The organism is uncultured Candidatus Pelagibacter sp. (genome assembly GCF_943788075.1).
Taxonomy (GTDB): Bacteria; Pseudomonadota; Alphaproteobacteria; order Pelagibacterales; family Pelagibacteraceae; genus Pelagibacter.
In genome coordinates, this window is the sequence record NZ_CALSOW010000002.1 from 57,285 (window position 1) to 72,720 (window position 15,436).

The 15,436-nt window shown below is 29.8% G+C and carries 18 protein-coding genes; 15 read left to right on the plus strand and 3 right to left on the minus strand.

Going from position 1 to position 15,436, the window contains the following annotated elements; translation table 11 throughout:
* Positions 1-153: 153 nt before the first annotated feature.
* The 6 genes from Q0X98_RS02765 to Q0X98_RS02790 all read left to right on the plus strand — a co-directional run bounded on the left by Q0X98_RS02765 (position 154) and on the right by Q0X98_RS02790 (position 4,316).
* Positions 154-921, plus strand: a complete 768-nt coding sequence (locus tag Q0X98_RS02765; protein WP_023648072.1) for a bacteriorhodopsin — start codon at positions 154-156, stop codon at positions 919-921.
* Between the two features lie 77 nt (positions 922-998).
* Positions 999-2,000 carry a fatty acid desaturase gene (locus tag Q0X98_RS02770; RefSeq protein WP_297681229.1) on the plus strand — a complete coding sequence of 334 codons (1,002 nt, stop codon included), beginning with the start codon at positions 999-1,001 and terminating at the stop codon, positions 1,998-2,000.
* Positions 2,001-2,061: 61 nt separating this feature from the next.
* On the plus strand, positions 2,062-2,382 hold the full coding sequence (locus Q0X98_RS02775) for a 2Fe-2S iron-sulfur cluster-binding protein (RefSeq protein ID WP_297681231.1): 321 nt from the start codon (positions 2,062-2,064) through the stop codon (positions 2,380-2,382).
* Positions 2,383-3,399 (plus strand): NAD(P)/FAD-dependent oxidoreductase, encoded by a 1,017-nt coding sequence (locus Q0X98_RS02780; protein ID WP_297681233.1) that lies wholly within the window; start codon positions 2,383-2,385, stop codon positions 3,397-3,399. It abuts the gene before it with no gap.
* The gene (locus Q0X98_RS02785) at positions 3,396-4,022 is read left to right on the plus strand and encodes a glutathione S-transferase family protein (protein WP_297681236.1); all 627 of its coding nucleotides are present in this window, start codon (positions 3,396-3,398) and stop codon (positions 4,020-4,022) included. The genes Q0X98_RS02780 and Q0X98_RS02785 overlap by 4 nt, the downstream gene beginning before the upstream one ends.
* A 90-nt stretch (positions 4,023-4,112) precedes the next feature.
* Positions 4,113-4,316, plus strand: a complete 204-nt coding sequence (locus Q0X98_RS02790) for a hypothetical protein (RefSeq protein ID WP_297681238.1) — start codon at positions 4,113-4,115, stop codon at positions 4,314-4,316.
* 584 nt (positions 4,317-4,900) lie between these two features.
* Here Q0X98_RS02790 and Q0X98_RS02800 read toward each other — a convergent pair.
* Entirely contained in the window at positions 4,901-5,437 is a 537-nt protein-coding gene (locus Q0X98_RS02800; protein ID WP_297681240.1) for a TraR/DksA C4-type zinc finger protein, read from the minus strand.
* Between the two features lie 78 nt (positions 5,438-5,515).
* On the opposite strand from Q0X98_RS02800, the gene Q0X98_RS02805 reads away from it, so the two are divergent.
* Genes Q0X98_RS02805 through Q0X98_RS02820 form a run of 4 tightly spaced genes read left to right on the plus strand, consistent with a single transcriptional unit; the run spans position 5,516 to position 10,324 of the window.
* A complete protein-coding gene (locus Q0X98_RS02805; RefSeq protein WP_297681242.1) occupies positions 5,516-6,838 on the plus strand; it encodes a glycosyltransferase family 39 protein in 1,323 nt (440 codons plus the stop codon).
* 2 nt (positions 6,839-6,840) lie between these two features.
* Positions 6,841-7,713 (plus strand): glycosyltransferase family 2 protein, encoded by an 873-nt coding sequence (locus Q0X98_RS02810; protein ID WP_297681244.1) that lies wholly within the window; start codon positions 6,841-6,843, stop codon positions 7,711-7,713.
* A 2-nt stretch (positions 7,714-7,715) separates the two neighbouring features.
* Positions 7,716-9,161, plus strand: coding sequence for a DUF1800 family protein (locus Q0X98_RS02815; RefSeq protein ID WP_297681245.1), 1,446 nt, complete (start codon positions 7,716-7,718; stop codon positions 9,159-9,161).
* Positions 9,158-10,324 carry a DUF1501 domain-containing protein gene (locus Q0X98_RS02820; protein ID WP_297681247.1) on the plus strand — a complete coding sequence of 389 codons (1,167 nt, stop codon included), beginning with the start codon at positions 9,158-9,160 and terminating at the stop codon, positions 10,322-10,324. Before Q0X98_RS02815 ends, Q0X98_RS02820 begins: the two co-directional genes overlap by 4 nt.
* Here Q0X98_RS02820 and Q0X98_RS02825 read toward each other — a convergent pair.
* Together Q0X98_RS02825 and umuD are read right to left on the minus strand one after the other, a co-directional pair.
* Complete coding sequence (locus Q0X98_RS02825; RefSeq protein ID WP_297681249.1) at positions 10,321-11,601, minus strand: Y-family DNA polymerase; 1,281 nt, start codon at positions 11,599-11,601, stop codon at positions 10,321-10,323. The two genes, Q0X98_RS02820 and Q0X98_RS02825, sit on opposite strands and share 4 nt — an antisense overlap.
* On the minus strand, positions 11,579-11,974 hold the full coding sequence (gene umuD, locus Q0X98_RS02830; protein ID WP_028036578.1) for a translesion error-prone DNA polymerase V autoproteolytic subunit: 396 nt from the start codon (positions 11,972-11,974) through the stop codon (positions 11,579-11,581). Before umuD ends, Q0X98_RS02825 begins: the two co-directional genes overlap by 23 nt.
* Before the next feature lie 184 nt (positions 11,975-12,158).
* Here umuD and Q0X98_RS02835 point away from each other — a divergent pair, with 184 nt between their 5' ends.
* The 5 genes from Q0X98_RS02835 to Q0X98_RS02855 are packed head-to-tail and all read left to right on the plus strand — an operon-like array spanning position 12,159 to position 15,341.
* On the plus strand, positions 12,159-12,509 hold the full coding sequence (locus Q0X98_RS02835; RefSeq protein WP_297681253.1) for a cupin domain-containing protein: 351 nt from the start codon (positions 12,159-12,161) through the stop codon (positions 12,507-12,509).
* A 27-nt stretch (positions 12,510-12,536) separates the two neighbouring features.
* Complete coding sequence (locus Q0X98_RS02840) at positions 12,537-12,734, plus strand: hypothetical protein (RefSeq protein WP_297681255.1); 198 nt, start codon at positions 12,537-12,539, stop codon at positions 12,732-12,734.
* A 14-nt stretch (positions 12,735-12,748) separates the two neighbouring features.
* The gene (locus tag Q0X98_RS02845) at positions 12,749-13,114 is read left to right on the plus strand and encodes a GFA family protein (protein WP_297681257.1); all 366 of its coding nucleotides are present in this window, start codon (positions 12,749-12,751) and stop codon (positions 13,112-13,114) included.
* An 8-nt stretch (positions 13,115-13,122) separates the two neighbouring features.
* Positions 13,123-14,052: a uridine kinase gene (locus Q0X98_RS02850; protein ID WP_297681259.1), complete on the plus strand. Its 930-nt coding sequence runs from the start codon at positions 13,123-13,125 to the stop codon at positions 14,050-14,052.
* The gene (locus Q0X98_RS02855) at positions 14,049-15,341 is read left to right on the plus strand and encodes a TolC family outer membrane protein (RefSeq protein ID WP_297681261.1); all 1,293 of its coding nucleotides are present in this window, start codon (positions 14,049-14,051) and stop codon (positions 15,339-15,341) included. The genes Q0X98_RS02850 and Q0X98_RS02855 overlap by 4 nt, the downstream gene beginning before the upstream one ends.
* Positions 15,342-15,436 lie beyond the last annotated feature (95 nt).

Here is a 15,436-nt window from a genome sequence, read left to right on the forward strand (position 1 = left end):
AAAAATAAGTAAAATCAATGTTTATTAGTGATAATTAACTCTTCATTAATCTTAATTTATTTGTTATTTAACGCCCTATCTTGGTTAGGGGAAACCTTAGCCTAGTTTATATAAACTAAATAAATAAAAACTAACTAAAGAGGGAGTTTTTTTATGAAAAAACTTAAATTGTTTGCTCTTACAGCTGTAGCCCTAATGGGTGTTACAGGTGTAGCAAACGCAGAGACAGTGATGTTAGCTCAGGATGATTTCGTAGGTATTTCATTTTGGTTAGTATCAATGGCTTGTTTAGCTGCTACTGTATTCTTTTTCTTAGAAAGAAGTTCAGTTCCAGCTGGTTGGAGAGTTTCAATGACAGTTGCTGGTCTAGTAACTGGTATTGCATTCGTACACTACATGTACATGAGAGATGTATGGATCATGACTGGTGACTCACCAACTGTTTACAGATACATTGACTGGTTAATTACAGTGCCATTACTAATGTTAGAATTCTATTTTGTTCTATCAGCAGTAAACAAAGCAGATTCAGGAATTTTCTGGAGATTGATGCTTGGTACATTAGTAATGCTAGTAGGTGGATACTTAGGAGAAGCAGGATACATCAACGCTACACTTGGTTTCATTATCGGTATGGCTGGTTGGGTATACATTCTTTATGAAGTATTCTCTGGTGAAGCAGGTAAGAGAGCAGCAAAAAGTGGTAACAAATCACTTGTAACTGCTTTTGGTGCAATGAGAATGATCGTTACTGTAGGTTGGGCTATTTACCCATTAGGTTACATTTTTGGTTACCTAACAGGTGGAGTAGATGCTAACTCACTTAACGTGATTTACAACGCAGCTGACTTTTTGAACAAGATCGCTTTTGGTCTAATCATTTGGGCAGCAGCAATGCAACAACCTGGTAGAGCTAAGTAGTTTTACTTAAAATTTAAATTAAAGGGCAAGGACATTTTTGTACTTGCCCTTTTTTTTTGCCTGCAATAATTTAAGCCATGGATATTAAGCTGGACAAATGGCACAAGTGCAAAGTCGATATTGAAGTTCTTAAAGAACTTTCAAAAAAATCTGACATAAAAGGTTTACAACACGTCTCTCTTTTTTTTAGTTTATTAATTGTAACTGGAACTTTAGCGTATTTAACTTGGGGAACCTGGTGGTCTGTGTTTTGGTTTTTAGTGTATGGAAATATTTATTCATTTTCAAATCCATTGTGGCATGAGACAGGTCATAAAACTGCTTTTCAATCAAAATTATTAAATGAAATTTTTTATTATATTTCATCTTATATGGCGAATTTTGAACCAATAAGATGGAGACACACTCATTTTGTTCATCATGGTAATACTTATTCAACTGAAAATCCTTTTGATCATGAAATTGAATATGGAAATAATTTAAAAGAAACTCCAAAAGGATTAATTATAAGTTTAATTCCGTTTTTAGATTTAATATTTTTTAAAAAACATATTTCATTTGAAATTATTCAGCATGCATTTGGAGTTAAAACAAAAGTAATGGAAGACTGCATTCCAGAAAAAGCACAAGCAAAAGTAGTTTTTAGTTCAAGAATTTATGTTGCAATTTGGTTATTAATTATTTTATGGTCAATAGTTGCTTCCTCTTGGATGCCATTACTTTATTTTCTACTTCCACAATTTTATGGAAAAACTTTACACAAACTTGTTGCCTTTACTCAGCATGCGGGACTTGCAAGAAATATAAAAGATCATAGGTTTTCAACAAGAGAAATGTACTTAAATCCAATACTAAGTTTTTTATATTGGAAAATGGAATATCATTTAACACATCATATGTTTCCAACTGTTCCATCCTACAATCTAGACAAACTTCATCATCATATAAAAGATCAATTGCCAAAACCAAATAATGGATTAATAGATGCTTATAGAGAGATAATACCAGCGGTGATTAAACAAAAAGAAGACACAAGTTATTTTATAAAAAAAGATATACCTCAATTGCAAAATGTCTAAAAATAGACTTAGTTTGTTTTTACAGACTTGTTCTATCTAAATAAAAAACTATATATAGTCCATGGCAAAAATTACATATAACACCCACGATAGTAAAACTCATACAATTGAAGTTCAAAATGGACTTACCGTTATGGAAGGCGCCGTTCAAAATGACATTCCAGGAATTGATGCTGATTGTGGAGGGGGAATGGCGTGTGCTACGTGTCACGTTTATGTTAATGATGAATGGTTAGATAAACTTCCAACCAAAGAAGATGGAGAAGAAGATATGCTGGATATGGCATTTGAACCAAAACAGAATAGCAGATTGAGTTGTCAGTTAACTATTTCAGATGAATTAGATGGTCTAGTGGTTAGCATTCCATCAAAACAAGCTTAAATGAATAAAACAGATGTATTAATAATTGGAGCTGGACCAACAGGTTTATTTTGTGCTCATCAATTAGGGATCATAGGATTAAATTGTGAGATAGTAGATAATCTAGATAAAGCAGGTGGCCAATGTATTGAACTTTATCCAGATAAGCCAATTTATGATATTCCAGCAGTGCCTGAGTGTACTGGTGAAGAATTAACCAATAATCTTTTACAGCAAATTAAACCATTCAATGTCAAATTTCATTTAAATGAAAGAGTAGAACAACTTAAAAAAGTTGAAAAAAGATGGCGTGTTAAAACAAGTAGCAACCAAGAATTTGATGTAGCAAGTATTGTTATAGCTGGTGGTGTTGGTTCATTTGAGCCTAGAAAATTTCCTTTAAAAGAGTGTGAAAAATTTGAAGGGAGTTCTTTATTTTACTCAATTAAAGATAAGACAATTTTTAAAGATAAAACTATATCAATTTTTGGTGGAGGAGACTCAGCATTAGATTGGGCAATTGAACTATCCAATACCTCTAAAGTAAATTTAATTCATAGAAGAGATGGTTTTAGTGGTGCAGAGTCTAGTGTTCAAAAAGTTAAAGAGCTAAATGACCAAGGAAAATTAAATTTATACACAAAATATCAGATAGAATCAGTTTCAGGAGATAAAGATATCAATATAGTTAAAATTAAACATGATGACGGTGAAGTAAAAGAATTTAAAACAGATTACGTTCTAGGTTTCTTTGGTTTAATTATGCAATTAGGGCCAATATTAGATTGGGGATTAAATATTAATAAAAAAACAGTTGAAGTGAATACAGAAAATTTTGAAACAAATATTGATGGTATATTTGCTATTGGAGATATTTGTTCGTATCCAGGTAAATTAAAATTAATCTTGTCAGGTTTTCACGAAGGTGCATTAGCTGCAAGAGGCTGTTTTAAATATGCAAAACCAGATGAAAAACTAAGATTTGAATTTACAACTACATCAAAAGCTGCTCAGGAAAGACTTGGTGTTAAGAAGTGATAGAACTTTTTACTGCTGATACTCCAAATGGAAAAAAAATTTCTATTATGCTTGAGGAGATTGGTTGCGATTTCAAAGTAACCAAAGTAGATATAAGTAAAGACGAACAATTTAAACCAGAATTTATAAAGCTAAGCCCTTTTAGTAAAATTCCTGTGATTACAGATCATGATAATAAAGAAAGTATTTTTGAGTCTGGGGCAATTCTTATGTACTTAGCGGAAAAAAGTGGAAAGTTTTATGATGAACAAGATAGGTTAAAAATAAATCAGTGGTTAATGGCTCAAATGGGAACCATTGGTCCAATGATAGGTCAACATCATCAGTTTCATCACTACAATCCTGGTAAAAGTGAATTTGGTGAAGAAAGATATTTCAAAATTACAAAGAGAATATATCAAGAATTAGACAATAGATTAAAAGACTCTAAATTTCTTGCAGGAGAAAAATATACTATTGCAGACATTGCAACATGGCCCTGGATTGCAAGACATGAGTGGCATGATATTGGATTAAAAAATTATCAAAATTTATCCAGATGGTATTTAGAAATAGCAGATCGTGAAGCAGTGATTAAAGGGTATGATCTTTACAAGATTGGTAGTCAAATTCCAAAGCTCTAATTGTAATAATTATCTTTTTAATTAATTTTCTTTAAAGCGAGTTTTATCCTAAGATTACTTTATGAGTATTAAAATTTCATCACTAAATTATTGTCCAGTAAAATCTTTATCGTTTCAATAAATCGAACAATTGCAAAATTAAAAAAAATATTGGAATTGATGGGTGATAGAAATTTTGCATTTTCTAAAACCTTAGATTTAGATCAGGCAAAATTATTTGAAAAAAGTCCCAATGAAAGAAAAGATAAGTGGAATAAAATCTTAACTCTTAAAAACTCACCAGCTTCTAAATAAATACAATTTTATATTTAAAGGTGAATGAGCTCACATTAATTCCTTAAAGATAAAGAGATTCTTGTCCATTGATGTAAATCAGCCTACTGAAAGTGTCAAGCACTTATCTGATAAAATTATCAGAACTGGAAAGTTCTTTAAAACAACCCTTAGCTCTAATTAGAAATGAATATTGACTTTCCCTTTTTTTGACACCTCTATTTCAAAAAAAAGTAGATTTTGCTGAACTCTGATCTCCCTTTTGAATACTCCAAAGCATCAATGATTTTGAGAAAAAAGTTAATAAGAAGATTGAGACCTCAATTTTTAGAGGAAATATTTGTATTGATGGAATAGACCCTTGGAAAGAAAGAGAATGGATTGGAAAAACTATTAAAATTAACAATGTTTCTTTTAAAGTTGAAAAAAATATTCCAAGATGTGTTGCAATTAATCTTAAACCTCAAACAGATAATAATTCTTTTGATTTACTTCAGCTATTGAAAAAAACATACAATCATTTTGATATGGGTGTGTTTTTAACAGCTTTAGATGATGGTGAAATAAGTACTAAAGATTTAATTAATTTTGATTAATTATAAAATTTAATCATCTGCATGAACTTTTTCATTTTTTTCATGCTTTTCTTGAGCTGCGATTGTGTATTTTGCAACAGGTCTTGCTATTAATCTTTTTAATCCAATAGGCTCTGCTGTGTCTAAACAGTATCCATAAATATCTTCTCTAATTCTCGCCAGTGCTTTGTCAATTTCTGATATTAACTTAATTTGTCTGTTAATAGCCTTCATCTCTACATTCTTATCTGTATATGAACTTGCTTGATCAACTACGTCTGCAGAAATGCTATTATCGTCCATACTTCCAAAGTAAAGTGCCTCATTATTAGCTTTGACCAATTCTTTTTTCCATTCAGTTAATCTCATTCTAAAAAAAACTTTATGTTTTTCACACATATATTTTTCGGTGTCTTTTGGGACATAAGTTTTAGAAATTTTAATAGTAACTTTAGCAGCAGCTTTTGGTTTAGTAGTAACTTTTATTTTAGCAGCAGCTTTTGGTTTAGCAGCAACTTTTGTTTTAGACTTTGTAACTTTTTTTTTTACTTTAGTAGTCTTTGGCATAGTTTAAATTTGAATTTCCGGAGTATATTCAGCAAAATAGGGGTGTCAAGCAAGCGTAATTGCTATAAATATTTATAAATGAGTAATAATAATAGAAATATAAATAATATTTATTATATTTTTATTACAGCTCATCTTATATTTTGGACTTTTATACCATCTATAACTAATCATAATTTACCACTAGATACTATCGAGGCCTTAGCTTGGGGAAGTAATTTAGATTGGGGATTTAACAAGCATCCTCCAATGAGTGCTTTTTTTTCAGAAGTTTTTTTTCAGATTTTTGGATCTCAAGATTGGATATATTATTTGCTTAGTCAAATTTTTGTACTTACGTCATTTTATTATGTATTTAAATTCTCTAAAGAATTTTTTAATAATGATTTACTGGGTTTAATTTCAGTTTTACTTATAGAAGCTATCTATTTTTATAATTTTACTACTCCAGAATTTAATGTAAATGTTTGCCAATTACCATTTTGGTCTTTAACGGTATATTTTTCTTGGAAAATTTATAATAGTAAAGAAGTCAGATTTACTGATTGTTTTTTAGTTGGGTTATTTGCAGCTTTTGGATTTTTATCTAAATACTTATTTATTTATCTTTTAGCATCAATCGATCTTTTGTTTGTCTATTTAATATTTATAAAAAAAGATAGAAAGTTTGATTTTAAATATTTGATAACTCTTGAGGTATTTTTAATTGTATTAGTTCCACATCTAATTTGGTTAAACAACAATGAATTTATCACCATTACTTATGGACTTGCTAGAACTGGATTAGAGCAATCGAGTTTGATTGATCATATTAAATTTCCGCTTATTTTTTTAATTAAACAAGTTGGATTATTAATACCTTTCTTAATTTTAGTTTGGTTGCTAATAAAGAAAATTAAATTTAAATTTGATCTTAAAGATAAAAGATTACTTTTTTTATTAGCGATTAACATTTTACCGATTCTATTAATGTTTTTAACTTCTGTGGTCACAGGTTCTAAGATTAGAACAATGTGGATGACACCGTTTTATTTGTTTTTTGGAACTTTGTTTATCTATGTATTTCAATCTCAAATAAACATTAAAAAGTTAAAACCATTTATGATCGGATTTATCTTTTTATTTTTTTTATCCCCCATACTTTATGCTTATGTCTCAATTTCAAAGGATGACAAAAGAACAGATTATCCAGGTAAAGAAATTGCGATTAAAACACAATATGCTTGGGATCAGCAATTCAAATCAAAGATCAATGTAGTTTATGGAAATGAATGGAACGCTGGTAATTTATCATATCATCTAAAATCAAGACCCGTATGGGAGGGAATTGTTGATAGGGAAAAGCTTGATAGATTGAAAGACTATATGTGTCTTGATAATGTTTGCGTAGGTTCAAAATAATTATGAAAAAATATGTAATTTTAATCCCTATTTATAATGACAGAGAGAGCTTAACCAAGCTAATTGAAAACATTAATTCTGAAATAGAGGGTAGTAATTCAGATATTTCAATTATTGTGGTTAACGATGCATCTTCTCAACAGATAATTGATAAATATCAAAATACTGAAAATATTAACTTTATTGAAATTATAAACATGAAAGAAAATAGAGGTCACGCAAGATGTATTGCCTCTGGACTTAAATATATTTATGAAAAAAAAGAATTTGATTATGTAATACCAATGGATGGTGATGGAGAAGATCGACCAGAGGAGATTAAAAACTTTATACAACTTGCAGAACAATCAAAAAATCAATCGATAATAGGAGAGAGAGTTAAAAGATCTGAAAGTTTATTTTTTAAATTTTGCTATCTAGCACATAAAATTATAACTTTAGCATTTACCAGTCAGTATATTAAATTTGGAAATTTTACATGTTTATCCAAATCAACTGTTGAAAAAATGCTTAAAGAAAAAGCCACATGGAATAGTTTTTCAGGATCATTAAAAAAAACTGATAAAAATTTATTATCTATTCCCTCTATTAGAGGTGTTAGATATTTTGGTCCATCAAAAATGAGTTTTTTTAATTTATTAAAGCACTCTCTTTCAATAATTAGTGTTTTTAGGAAAACGGTTTTAATTCGGTCAGCTTTATTCATAGTTTTTTATATTTTATTAATAAAAAGCAATGCCTCAATTATAACTTCATTACCTCTATTTTTATTGCTGGTAATGATTTATTCAATTTCTAATTTAGCTTTAAGGGAAAATTTAGAAGATTTTAATAAATCCTTGGAAAATATTCATAATATAGATAAAATTAAATAAAGATGAAAAACTTTTTTAGAAAAGTAGCTTTTGGTTTAAAACCTGAAGAGAAAGCTCCATCAGATCCATTGACTTGGGCGCAAAAACAAGTTGAGACAATCCCTGAATTAAATTGGAAGGGCAAACATATTTACTCAGAAAAGGAAATGAGAAAATACTGGATTACTCAAAGAGTTGAAGAAAACACAACCTTGAGAAAAAAATATAAAAATGATCCCAAAGGTCTTGAAATAGCTGAACGTCAACTTGAAAATGATACAGGTGGAAAATTTTGGAAAAATTATGAATTAAGTATAAGACATGCAGAAGGAGTTAGAAGCAATCATCCTGTACTTGCAAAACTTTGGTATTTTTGGGGTAATCATTTCACAATAAGTAAGACACAAAGATTACATCAATATTCAACTGCAGCTTATCAAAGAGAGTTTCTTAGAGACAACATGGATAAAACTTTTGAAACAATGGTTTATGAAGGAACAATCGCATGGCCAATGATAATGCATCTAGACAACAAAGATAATATTGGTCCTAAATCAGAAAGTGCCAGACAAGAGTGGAGAAGAAAAGAAAAAAGACCAGCAACACTTAATGAAAATCATGCAAGAGAATTAATGGAACTTCATACAATATCTCCAGAAGCGGGATACACACAAGAAGACGTCCAAGAACTTGCAAAAATTATGACTGGATGGAGACCTAAATGGACAAAAAAATCTGATCAAGGAACAGATGTAAGGTTCATGTCTGAACGTCATGAACCAGGAAAAAAAAATGTTCTTGGTAAAACTTATAAAAGAGGAAGAAAAAGTTTAAAAATTGTAATTAAAGATTTAGTAAACCATCCTTCATGTAGAGAGTTTATTGCAACAAAACTTTGTAGATATTTGATAACTGATCATCCTACAAAAAAAATGATTGCCCCAATTATTAAAGCATGGGAACAATCAGATGGACATCTACCAGAAGTCCACAAAGCTGCAATCAAAGTAACATTTGAAAATAATGATAAATATAAAAAATTTCAAAATCCTGAAAATTGGTGGTTGCAAACAATTAATATGTCAGGAGCTACTTACGCATATCCAATACCTGAAAAAAGAATGGATACATATAAATTGGGTAATATTTTGAGAGAAGACCTAAGAGAACCTGATTGGATGTTAGAAGATCTTGGATATCATCCATATCTAGCACAACAACCAAATGGATATTCAGATTTTTCAAGTGATTGGATGTCTACTGAATTAATTATTAGAAGACTACTTTATGCCAAAAAAGCATTTCATAGATACAATTCAGAAGATCAGGTAGATCAATATATTCATGAAAAAATCGTTCACAATAATTTTGATAACCCTGATAAAATTCTAAAAATATTATCAAAAGCTAAAAGTAGTGAGGAAAAGCATATGATTTTATTCAATCTACCTGAGGTATTAAGAGCATGAAGATAACAAGAAGAGATTTTTTAAAAGGTACAGCTACAACCTTATTTTTAGCTGGATTTAATCTTCCAGCATTAGCCTCATCATCAAGAAAAAAGAATTTAGTGGTAATTATGTTACGTGGAGGTATGGATGGTCTTTGTGCAGTTCCAGTAATTGGAGACAAAAATTTTGAGAAAAGAAGAAAAAGTATTTTAATTGAAAATGCTATCAAACTTAATTCTGATTTTGCATTACATCCAAGATTAATAGGATTTAATAAGTGTTGGAATGATAATACAGGATCAATAGTTCATGCAGCTAGTATTCCTTATACTCAAAGGTCACATTTTGAAGGTCAAAATTTAATGGAGTCAGGTGGAAGAACACCTTACCAAGAAAAAACAGGATGGGTTGGAAGAGCTATGAAACTTGCTAATCTCCAAGGTGATGGATTAGCTTTATCTTTACCAATGCCATTATTACTAAGAGGTATTCCAAAAAATAATAATTATTTCCCTGGAAGAGGCAGGCTACCTCGAGAACGAACATTGGAACTTTTAAGATCTGTTTACGCAGAAAGCTCTGAAGACGAGCTATTAGAGATGATGAATTATATTAAAAAAAGAAAAAATGAAGAGATGATGGGTGGCACCATGAGGCGTGGTAAAAGAGAAAATAAAAATCTTGCAAGACAAGCAGCTACCTATTTAAGAAAATCAGATGGGCCAAGAGTTGCTGTATTTGAAGTGAATGGTTTTGATACTCATGCAGCTCAAGGGGGAGTAGATGGATCTCATACAAAATCTTTAGTTGAAATGGATGAAATTATTAATAATTTGAAGGATAATCTTCAAGAAGCTTACAAAGATACAATCATTTTAACTGTTACAGAATTTGGAAGAACCATAAAACAAAACGGTGGAAATGGAACTGAGCATGGCTATGGAACAGCAATATTTATGGCAGGGGGTCTGTTAAAGAAAAGCCAAGTTCACACTGACTGGCCAGGTTTAAAAAGAAAAGAGCTTTATGATGGAAGAGATCTAAATGCAACAATTGATGCAAGATCTGTTTATGCATCAGCAATGTCAACTGTATTTGATTTAGATTTCAAACGTATCCAAAAAGATGTCTTCTGGGGTGAAGATTTACAAGATCTCTCAGACAAGCTTTTTAAAGCTTAATTGGCTCTAATTGTTGGTAAAGAATGGAAGTCAGCTGTATCTATTTTAGAAGAATGCTCCCTTTTCATGTTCCATCTCTTTTGAACACCTGCACTTGCAACACTTAATGTGGATCTACCGTATCTATGATTAGTGTTATCAATCGATCTCATTAAGCTATTTATTTTTTCATCTTTTTCAGATGAGAATAGGTTTGTTTTATCATTAGCATTTGAAAGTCCTGTAAGCATGACACCTGCTTTTTGATATTGGTAACCATTTTTAAATATACCCTCAAGTATTGTGACTGCAGTTTTAACTATCTCAATACTATTGTTTGTTGCAATAGGAAAATCAATTGTCTTTGCATTTGAGTAATATCCATAGTTTCTTTGAAATGGACTGGTTCTAACAAATACTGTGATTGCTTTTGCAACTAACGACTCTGATCTAATTTTTTCAGATGCATTTAAACAATAATTTGCAACTGCTTCTTTTAATTCTTGAAATATTTCAACTCTTTTCCCAAATGATCTTGAAACGACACAACTTTTTCTTTTTGTGGTGGTGGTTTCTAAATTGATACAAGGAATTCCTTTAAGTTCCATTGCAGTTCTTGAGCCTAAAACATTAGAAGATTTTTTAATCCAGCTATTAGATTTATTCTTGAGTTGTTTAGCATTATAAATTCCATTCTTTTGATAAAACTTAGTTAGCTGTCTACCTACACCCCAGACATCATTGATTTCAACTTTTTCAAGAACAGGATCTAAGTTTTCTATTCCAATTAAGCTAGTAACTCCTGATTGCTTTTTCTTTGCAATTTGATTTGCAATTTTACTCAAGGTTTTTGTTTTAGCAATTCCAATACTAGTTGGAATGCCAGTCCACTGTAAAACTGTTTCTCTAATTTCTTTTCCAACTTTTTCTACATCTTGATCTGGAAAATTAGACAAATCTAAAAATGCTTCATCAATAGAATAAATTTCCATATCTGAATTAAATCTTTTAAGAGTTCGCATTACTCGTCTAGATAAATCTCCATACAAAGAATAATTAGATGAGAAAACTTCCACTTTATTTTTAATAATAATATCTTTTGCTTTAAAATAAGGTTCACCCATTTTAATACCTAAAGCTTTTGCTTCGTTAGATCTTGAAATGATACAACCATCATTATTGGATAAAACCACAACAGGCTTTCTTCTTATTTTAGGATTGAATAATCTTTCACAAGAAACGTAAAAAGAATTACAATCAACTAATGCTATTTTTTTAGTACGTAGAATGGATGACATAAGTTACAACTCCCCAGATAAAAATATCTTGTTCTTCGTTAATTAAAATTCTATCAGTAAACTCTTTGGATCCTGACGTTAAAAACTTCTTGTCTCTTTCCTGAACCAAGCTTTTAACCACAAGTTCATCATGAACGTTTGCAATCACAGTTGAAAAGTTTTTTGGTTTTAAACTTTTATCAACTACCAATAAATCACCATCATTAATTCCAACATCGACCATTGATTTACCTTGAACTCTGATGATAAAAGTTGCTGGAACATTTCTTATTAAATGCATATTTAGATCAATATCTTCTTCGATATAATCGGTTGCAGGGGATGGAAAACCAGCGCCTGCTTTATGCAAATAATAAGGGATTGTTAGTTTCATGTTCTTGTTTTGTTCTGTTTTATAGCCTAGTTATACAATACACGCAAGAGGTTGTATTTTGAGTCTGTAACTGAATCAAAAGTGAATCAAAACGTGAACATCCAAAACTACATTTTGTGCTATTGTGGATAACTTAAACCATTAGTAGTCTATAATTCTTATTTAATTAAAAAAGGAAAAAAATATGAGCTCAATTGAAGTTAAAACTTTTGATAATCCAGATGAAAGTAACACCAGCTTTAACAATGCCAAAATGGATATTGTAAAAATAGGAGACCAAAGAGTAATGAGATTAACTTTGCAACCTGGTTGGAAATGGTCACAAGATATCAAACCAACTGTAGGTACTGATAGCTGTAAAGCAAAACATCTTGGAGTAATAGTTTCTGGAGCAGTTTGTGCTAAACATGATGACGGAACAGAATTGACTTATAAAGCAGGTGATGCATATTCAATAGACCCAGGTCATGATGGCTGGGTAGTAGGTAATGAACCAGCAGTTGTTTATGAATTTCATGGAAAATGGGGAGAATAATAATACAAATATAAAAAAAAATAATTAATGATTTGTATTAAAGCTGAAATACCAAAAGAGTTAAACGATATAGAGGATGAGTTAAAAGCTATTTATCATAGTAAAGATACAGTTTGTTTTTATATATTTAAAACAAGAGAATTAAGAAATGAATTTATAGAAAAAACTAAAGGGATGAATAAAGATAGTAGAGAACAGATTTATAAAGAGTATCAATTAAATTAAGTTAGGAGAGCTAAATGAAATTAAATTGTCACTGTGGAGCTGTTGAAGCTGAAATTAATGCTTCAATAAATGAATTAGCAAAAATTGTAAAGTGCAATTGTTCTATCTGTAAAAGAAAAAGTGCAACAATGGGTATGGTTAAAAATGAAGATTTTAAAATTACTAATGGAGAAGACAAATTAAAGCTTTACCAATTTCACACAAAAGTCGCTAAACATTATTTTTGTTCTGAATGTGGAATTTATACCCATCATAATCCAAGAAGTGCACCTGCTATGACCGGATTTAATCTAGGTTGTGTTGATGAGGTCAATGTAACAGATTTAAAAGATATAACTTTGATAGATGGTCAAAACCATCCAATGGATCAGAAAAAATAACAAGTTCAATGGAAGTTACTGAAGAGTGTTTTAGTAAAGTTAAAAAAGATTGTTTTAAATTTATTAAATCACAAGAAACAACTACTGAAAAGTTTGGTAACAAAGATGGGATGTTAAGGTCTTTTTTGATCCCAATGTGTTTTTGGATTGCAAAAAAAGCTAATCATAAAAAACCTTACTTTGTTGGTTTGGCAGGCGGGCAAGGAACTGGAAAAACAACTATTAGTTCAATTATAAAAATTATATTAGAAAAGTATTTCAAATTAAAAGTATTTAAAATTTCAATAGATGATTTTTATAAAACTCGAAAAGAAAGACTAAATTTATCAAAAAAAGTTCATCCAATGTTAGCTACAAGAGGAGTGCCAGGAACCCATGATGTACAAATGATGTTAAACTTTTTTAAAAAAGCAAAAAGTAAGAACTTTAAGAAAATTGATTTACCAAATTTTAATAAAGCGGTTGATGACAGATTTCCTAAAAAGAATTGGTATAAAATAAAAGAAAAACCAGATGTGATAATATTTGAAGGGTGGTGCGTAGGAGCTAAAGCAGAAGAAAACAAAACTCTTAAAAAATCTATTAATTCACTAGAAAAAGTAAATGACCAAAAACTTATTTGGAGAAAACATGTTAACCAACAATTAAAGACCAAATATAAAGAATTATACTCTCAACTTAATTGTATGATTTATCTAAAAGCTAAAAACTTTAGTTTGCTCCAAAAATGGAGATTAAAACAAGAACACAAACTATGGTTAAATACTAAAAAGTCATCTAGTCATAAAATAATGAGCAAAGGAGATGTGATTAACTTTATGCAAACTTATCAAAGAATTACAGAAAATATGTTTAAAAAAATGCCTAAATATGCTTCTATAATTTTAAATTTAAATAGTAACCATCAAATTAAATCTGCGATATATAAAACAAAATGAAAAAATTATTAATAATAATTAGTTTAACAGTCTTTAGTTTTAGTAATGCTATGGCAGTTACTTTATATGATGCTTTAAATCAAACTTATCAAAATAATATTCAACTTAATGCAGAAAGAGAAAATGTAAAAGTATCTGAGGAAGATATAAATATTTCAAAAGCTGATTACAAACCTACAATTAAATTAAGTGGATCTAAAAGTATTGAGAACACAAATAAACTGACTAATCAAAGTGGAGGAGACGCCTCAATTAATGATGTAAATCCTTTTACGACATCAATTAAATTAGAGCAAACAATTTTAGATTATGGAAGAACCTTAGCGGTTGAAAAAAATATAACAGCATTAGATTTAGCTAAGGCAAAATTGATTAAGAAAGAACAAGAAGTTCTTCATAGTGCAATTGATGCATACTCTAACTTAATATTAGCTAGAGAAAAACTGAATATTAATAGAAAAAATTTAAATCTTTTAAGAAGACAGGTTGAAAATGATAAAATAAGATTAGATCGTGGACGAATTACAATAACTGATTTAGCACAATCGGAATCTTCATTTGCTGGTGCTCAAGCTCAATTTACTCAAGCAAAAAGTGATTTATTAATTGCTAAATTAATTTATGAAAATATAATTGGAAAGATATCTAATCCCAATCAATTACAGAAAAAAACAAAATCGATTGTTAAAATCCCTAATTCTTTAAATGAGGCAATTAATTTATCTAAACAAAATAATCCAGATATTAAAATAGCTAAATTTGATTTAGAGCAATCTAGAAAAGATGTAGAAATTTCAAAGTCAGATTTAAAACCCACAGCGTCTTTATCTTTAGAAAGATCATATTCAGATGATTTAAGCTCAACAGTTGATCAAAGAGAAAAAGATGTATTAAAAGCTACTGTGAGTTGGCCTTTTTATACAGGTGGAAAAACGCAATCTACTATCAATAAAAAATCTAATTTAACGACACGAAAAAGATTATTGTTAGATGATGCTGTTAGAACCAATGAAACAAATGTTGCGAGTGCATGGTCAAGTCTAGAGTCTTCTAGAGGTTTTTTAAATTCTGTAAAAGTTCAAGTTAGAGCAGCTCAAATTGCAAATGATGGAATTACTGCAGAATATGAAAGAGGATCAAGAACAACCTTGGATGTTATTCAATCAAATAGTTTATTACTTTCTGCTCAAATTTCTTTGGCAAGCTCCGAAAAAAACTATCTTATGGCTCAGTATAACCTGTTAAAAGCAGTTGGACTTTTAAATAGCCAATACCTAAAACTTAAGTAATTATTTGTTTTTTTAGTCATAGAATTAATATATTGCTAATGAGAACAAAATGTGTACATTTAACTTATGATTCGAGTGTTAAAAAAATTAAAAAA

Excerpts from the sequence above, each read along its gene's own strand:
- Q0X98_RS02765 (WP_023648072.1), top strand. The coding sequence starts at position 154 with ATGAAAAAACTTAAATTGTTTGCTCTTACAGCTGTAGCCCTAATGGGT.
- Q0X98_RS02770 (WP_297681229.1), top strand. The coding sequence starts at position 999 with ATGGATATTAAGCTGGACAAATGGCACAAGTGCAAAGTCGATATTGAA.
- Q0X98_RS02775 (WP_297681231.1), top strand. The coding sequence starts at position 2,062 with ATGGCAAAAATTACATATAACACCCACGATAGTAAAACTCATACAATT.
- Q0X98_RS02780 (WP_297681233.1), top strand. The coding sequence starts at position 2,383 with ATGAATAAAACAGATGTATTAATAATTGGAGCTGGACCAACAGGTTTA.
- Q0X98_RS02800 (WP_297681240.1), bottom strand. The coding sequence starts at position 5,437 with ATGCCAAAGACTACTAAAGTAAAAAAAAAAGTTACAAAGTCTAAAACA.
- Q0X98_RS02805 (WP_297681242.1), top strand. The coding sequence starts at position 5,516 with ATGAGTAATAATAATAGAAATATAAATAATATTTATTATATTTTTATT.
- Q0X98_RS02810 (WP_297681244.1), top strand. The coding sequence starts at position 6,841 with ATGAAAAAATATGTAATTTTAATCCCTATTTATAATGACAGAGAGAGC.
- Q0X98_RS02815 (WP_297681245.1), top strand. The coding sequence starts at position 7,716 with ATGAAAAACTTTTTTAGAAAAGTAGCTTTTGGTTTAAAACCTGAAGAG.
- Q0X98_RS02820 (WP_297681247.1), top strand. The coding sequence starts at position 9,158 with ATGAAGATAACAAGAAGAGATTTTTTAAAAGGTACAGCTACAACCTTA.
- Q0X98_RS02825 (WP_297681249.1), bottom strand. The coding sequence starts at position 11,601 with ATGTCATCCATTCTACGTACTAAAAAAATAGCATTAGTTGATTGTAAT.
- umuD (WP_028036578.1), bottom strand. The coding sequence starts at position 11,974 with ATGAAACTAACAATCCCTTATTATTTGCATAAAGCAGGCGCTGGTTTT.
- Q0X98_RS02835 (WP_297681253.1), top strand. The coding sequence starts at position 12,159 with ATGAGCTCAATTGAAGTTAAAACTTTTGATAATCCAGATGAAAGTAAC.
- Q0X98_RS02840 (WP_297681255.1), top strand. The coding sequence starts at position 12,537 with ATGATTTGTATTAAAGCTGAAATACCAAAAGAGTTAAACGATATAGAG.
- Q0X98_RS02845 (WP_297681257.1), top strand. The coding sequence starts at position 12,749 with ATGAAATTAAATTGTCACTGTGGAGCTGTTGAAGCTGAAATTAATGCT.
- Q0X98_RS02850 (WP_297681259.1), top strand. The coding sequence starts at position 13,123 with ATGGAAGTTACTGAAGAGTGTTTTAGTAAAGTTAAAAAAGATTGTTTT.
- Q0X98_RS02855 (WP_297681261.1), top strand. The coding sequence starts at position 14,049 with ATGAAAAAATTATTAATAATAATTAGTTTAACAGTCTTTAGTTTTAGT.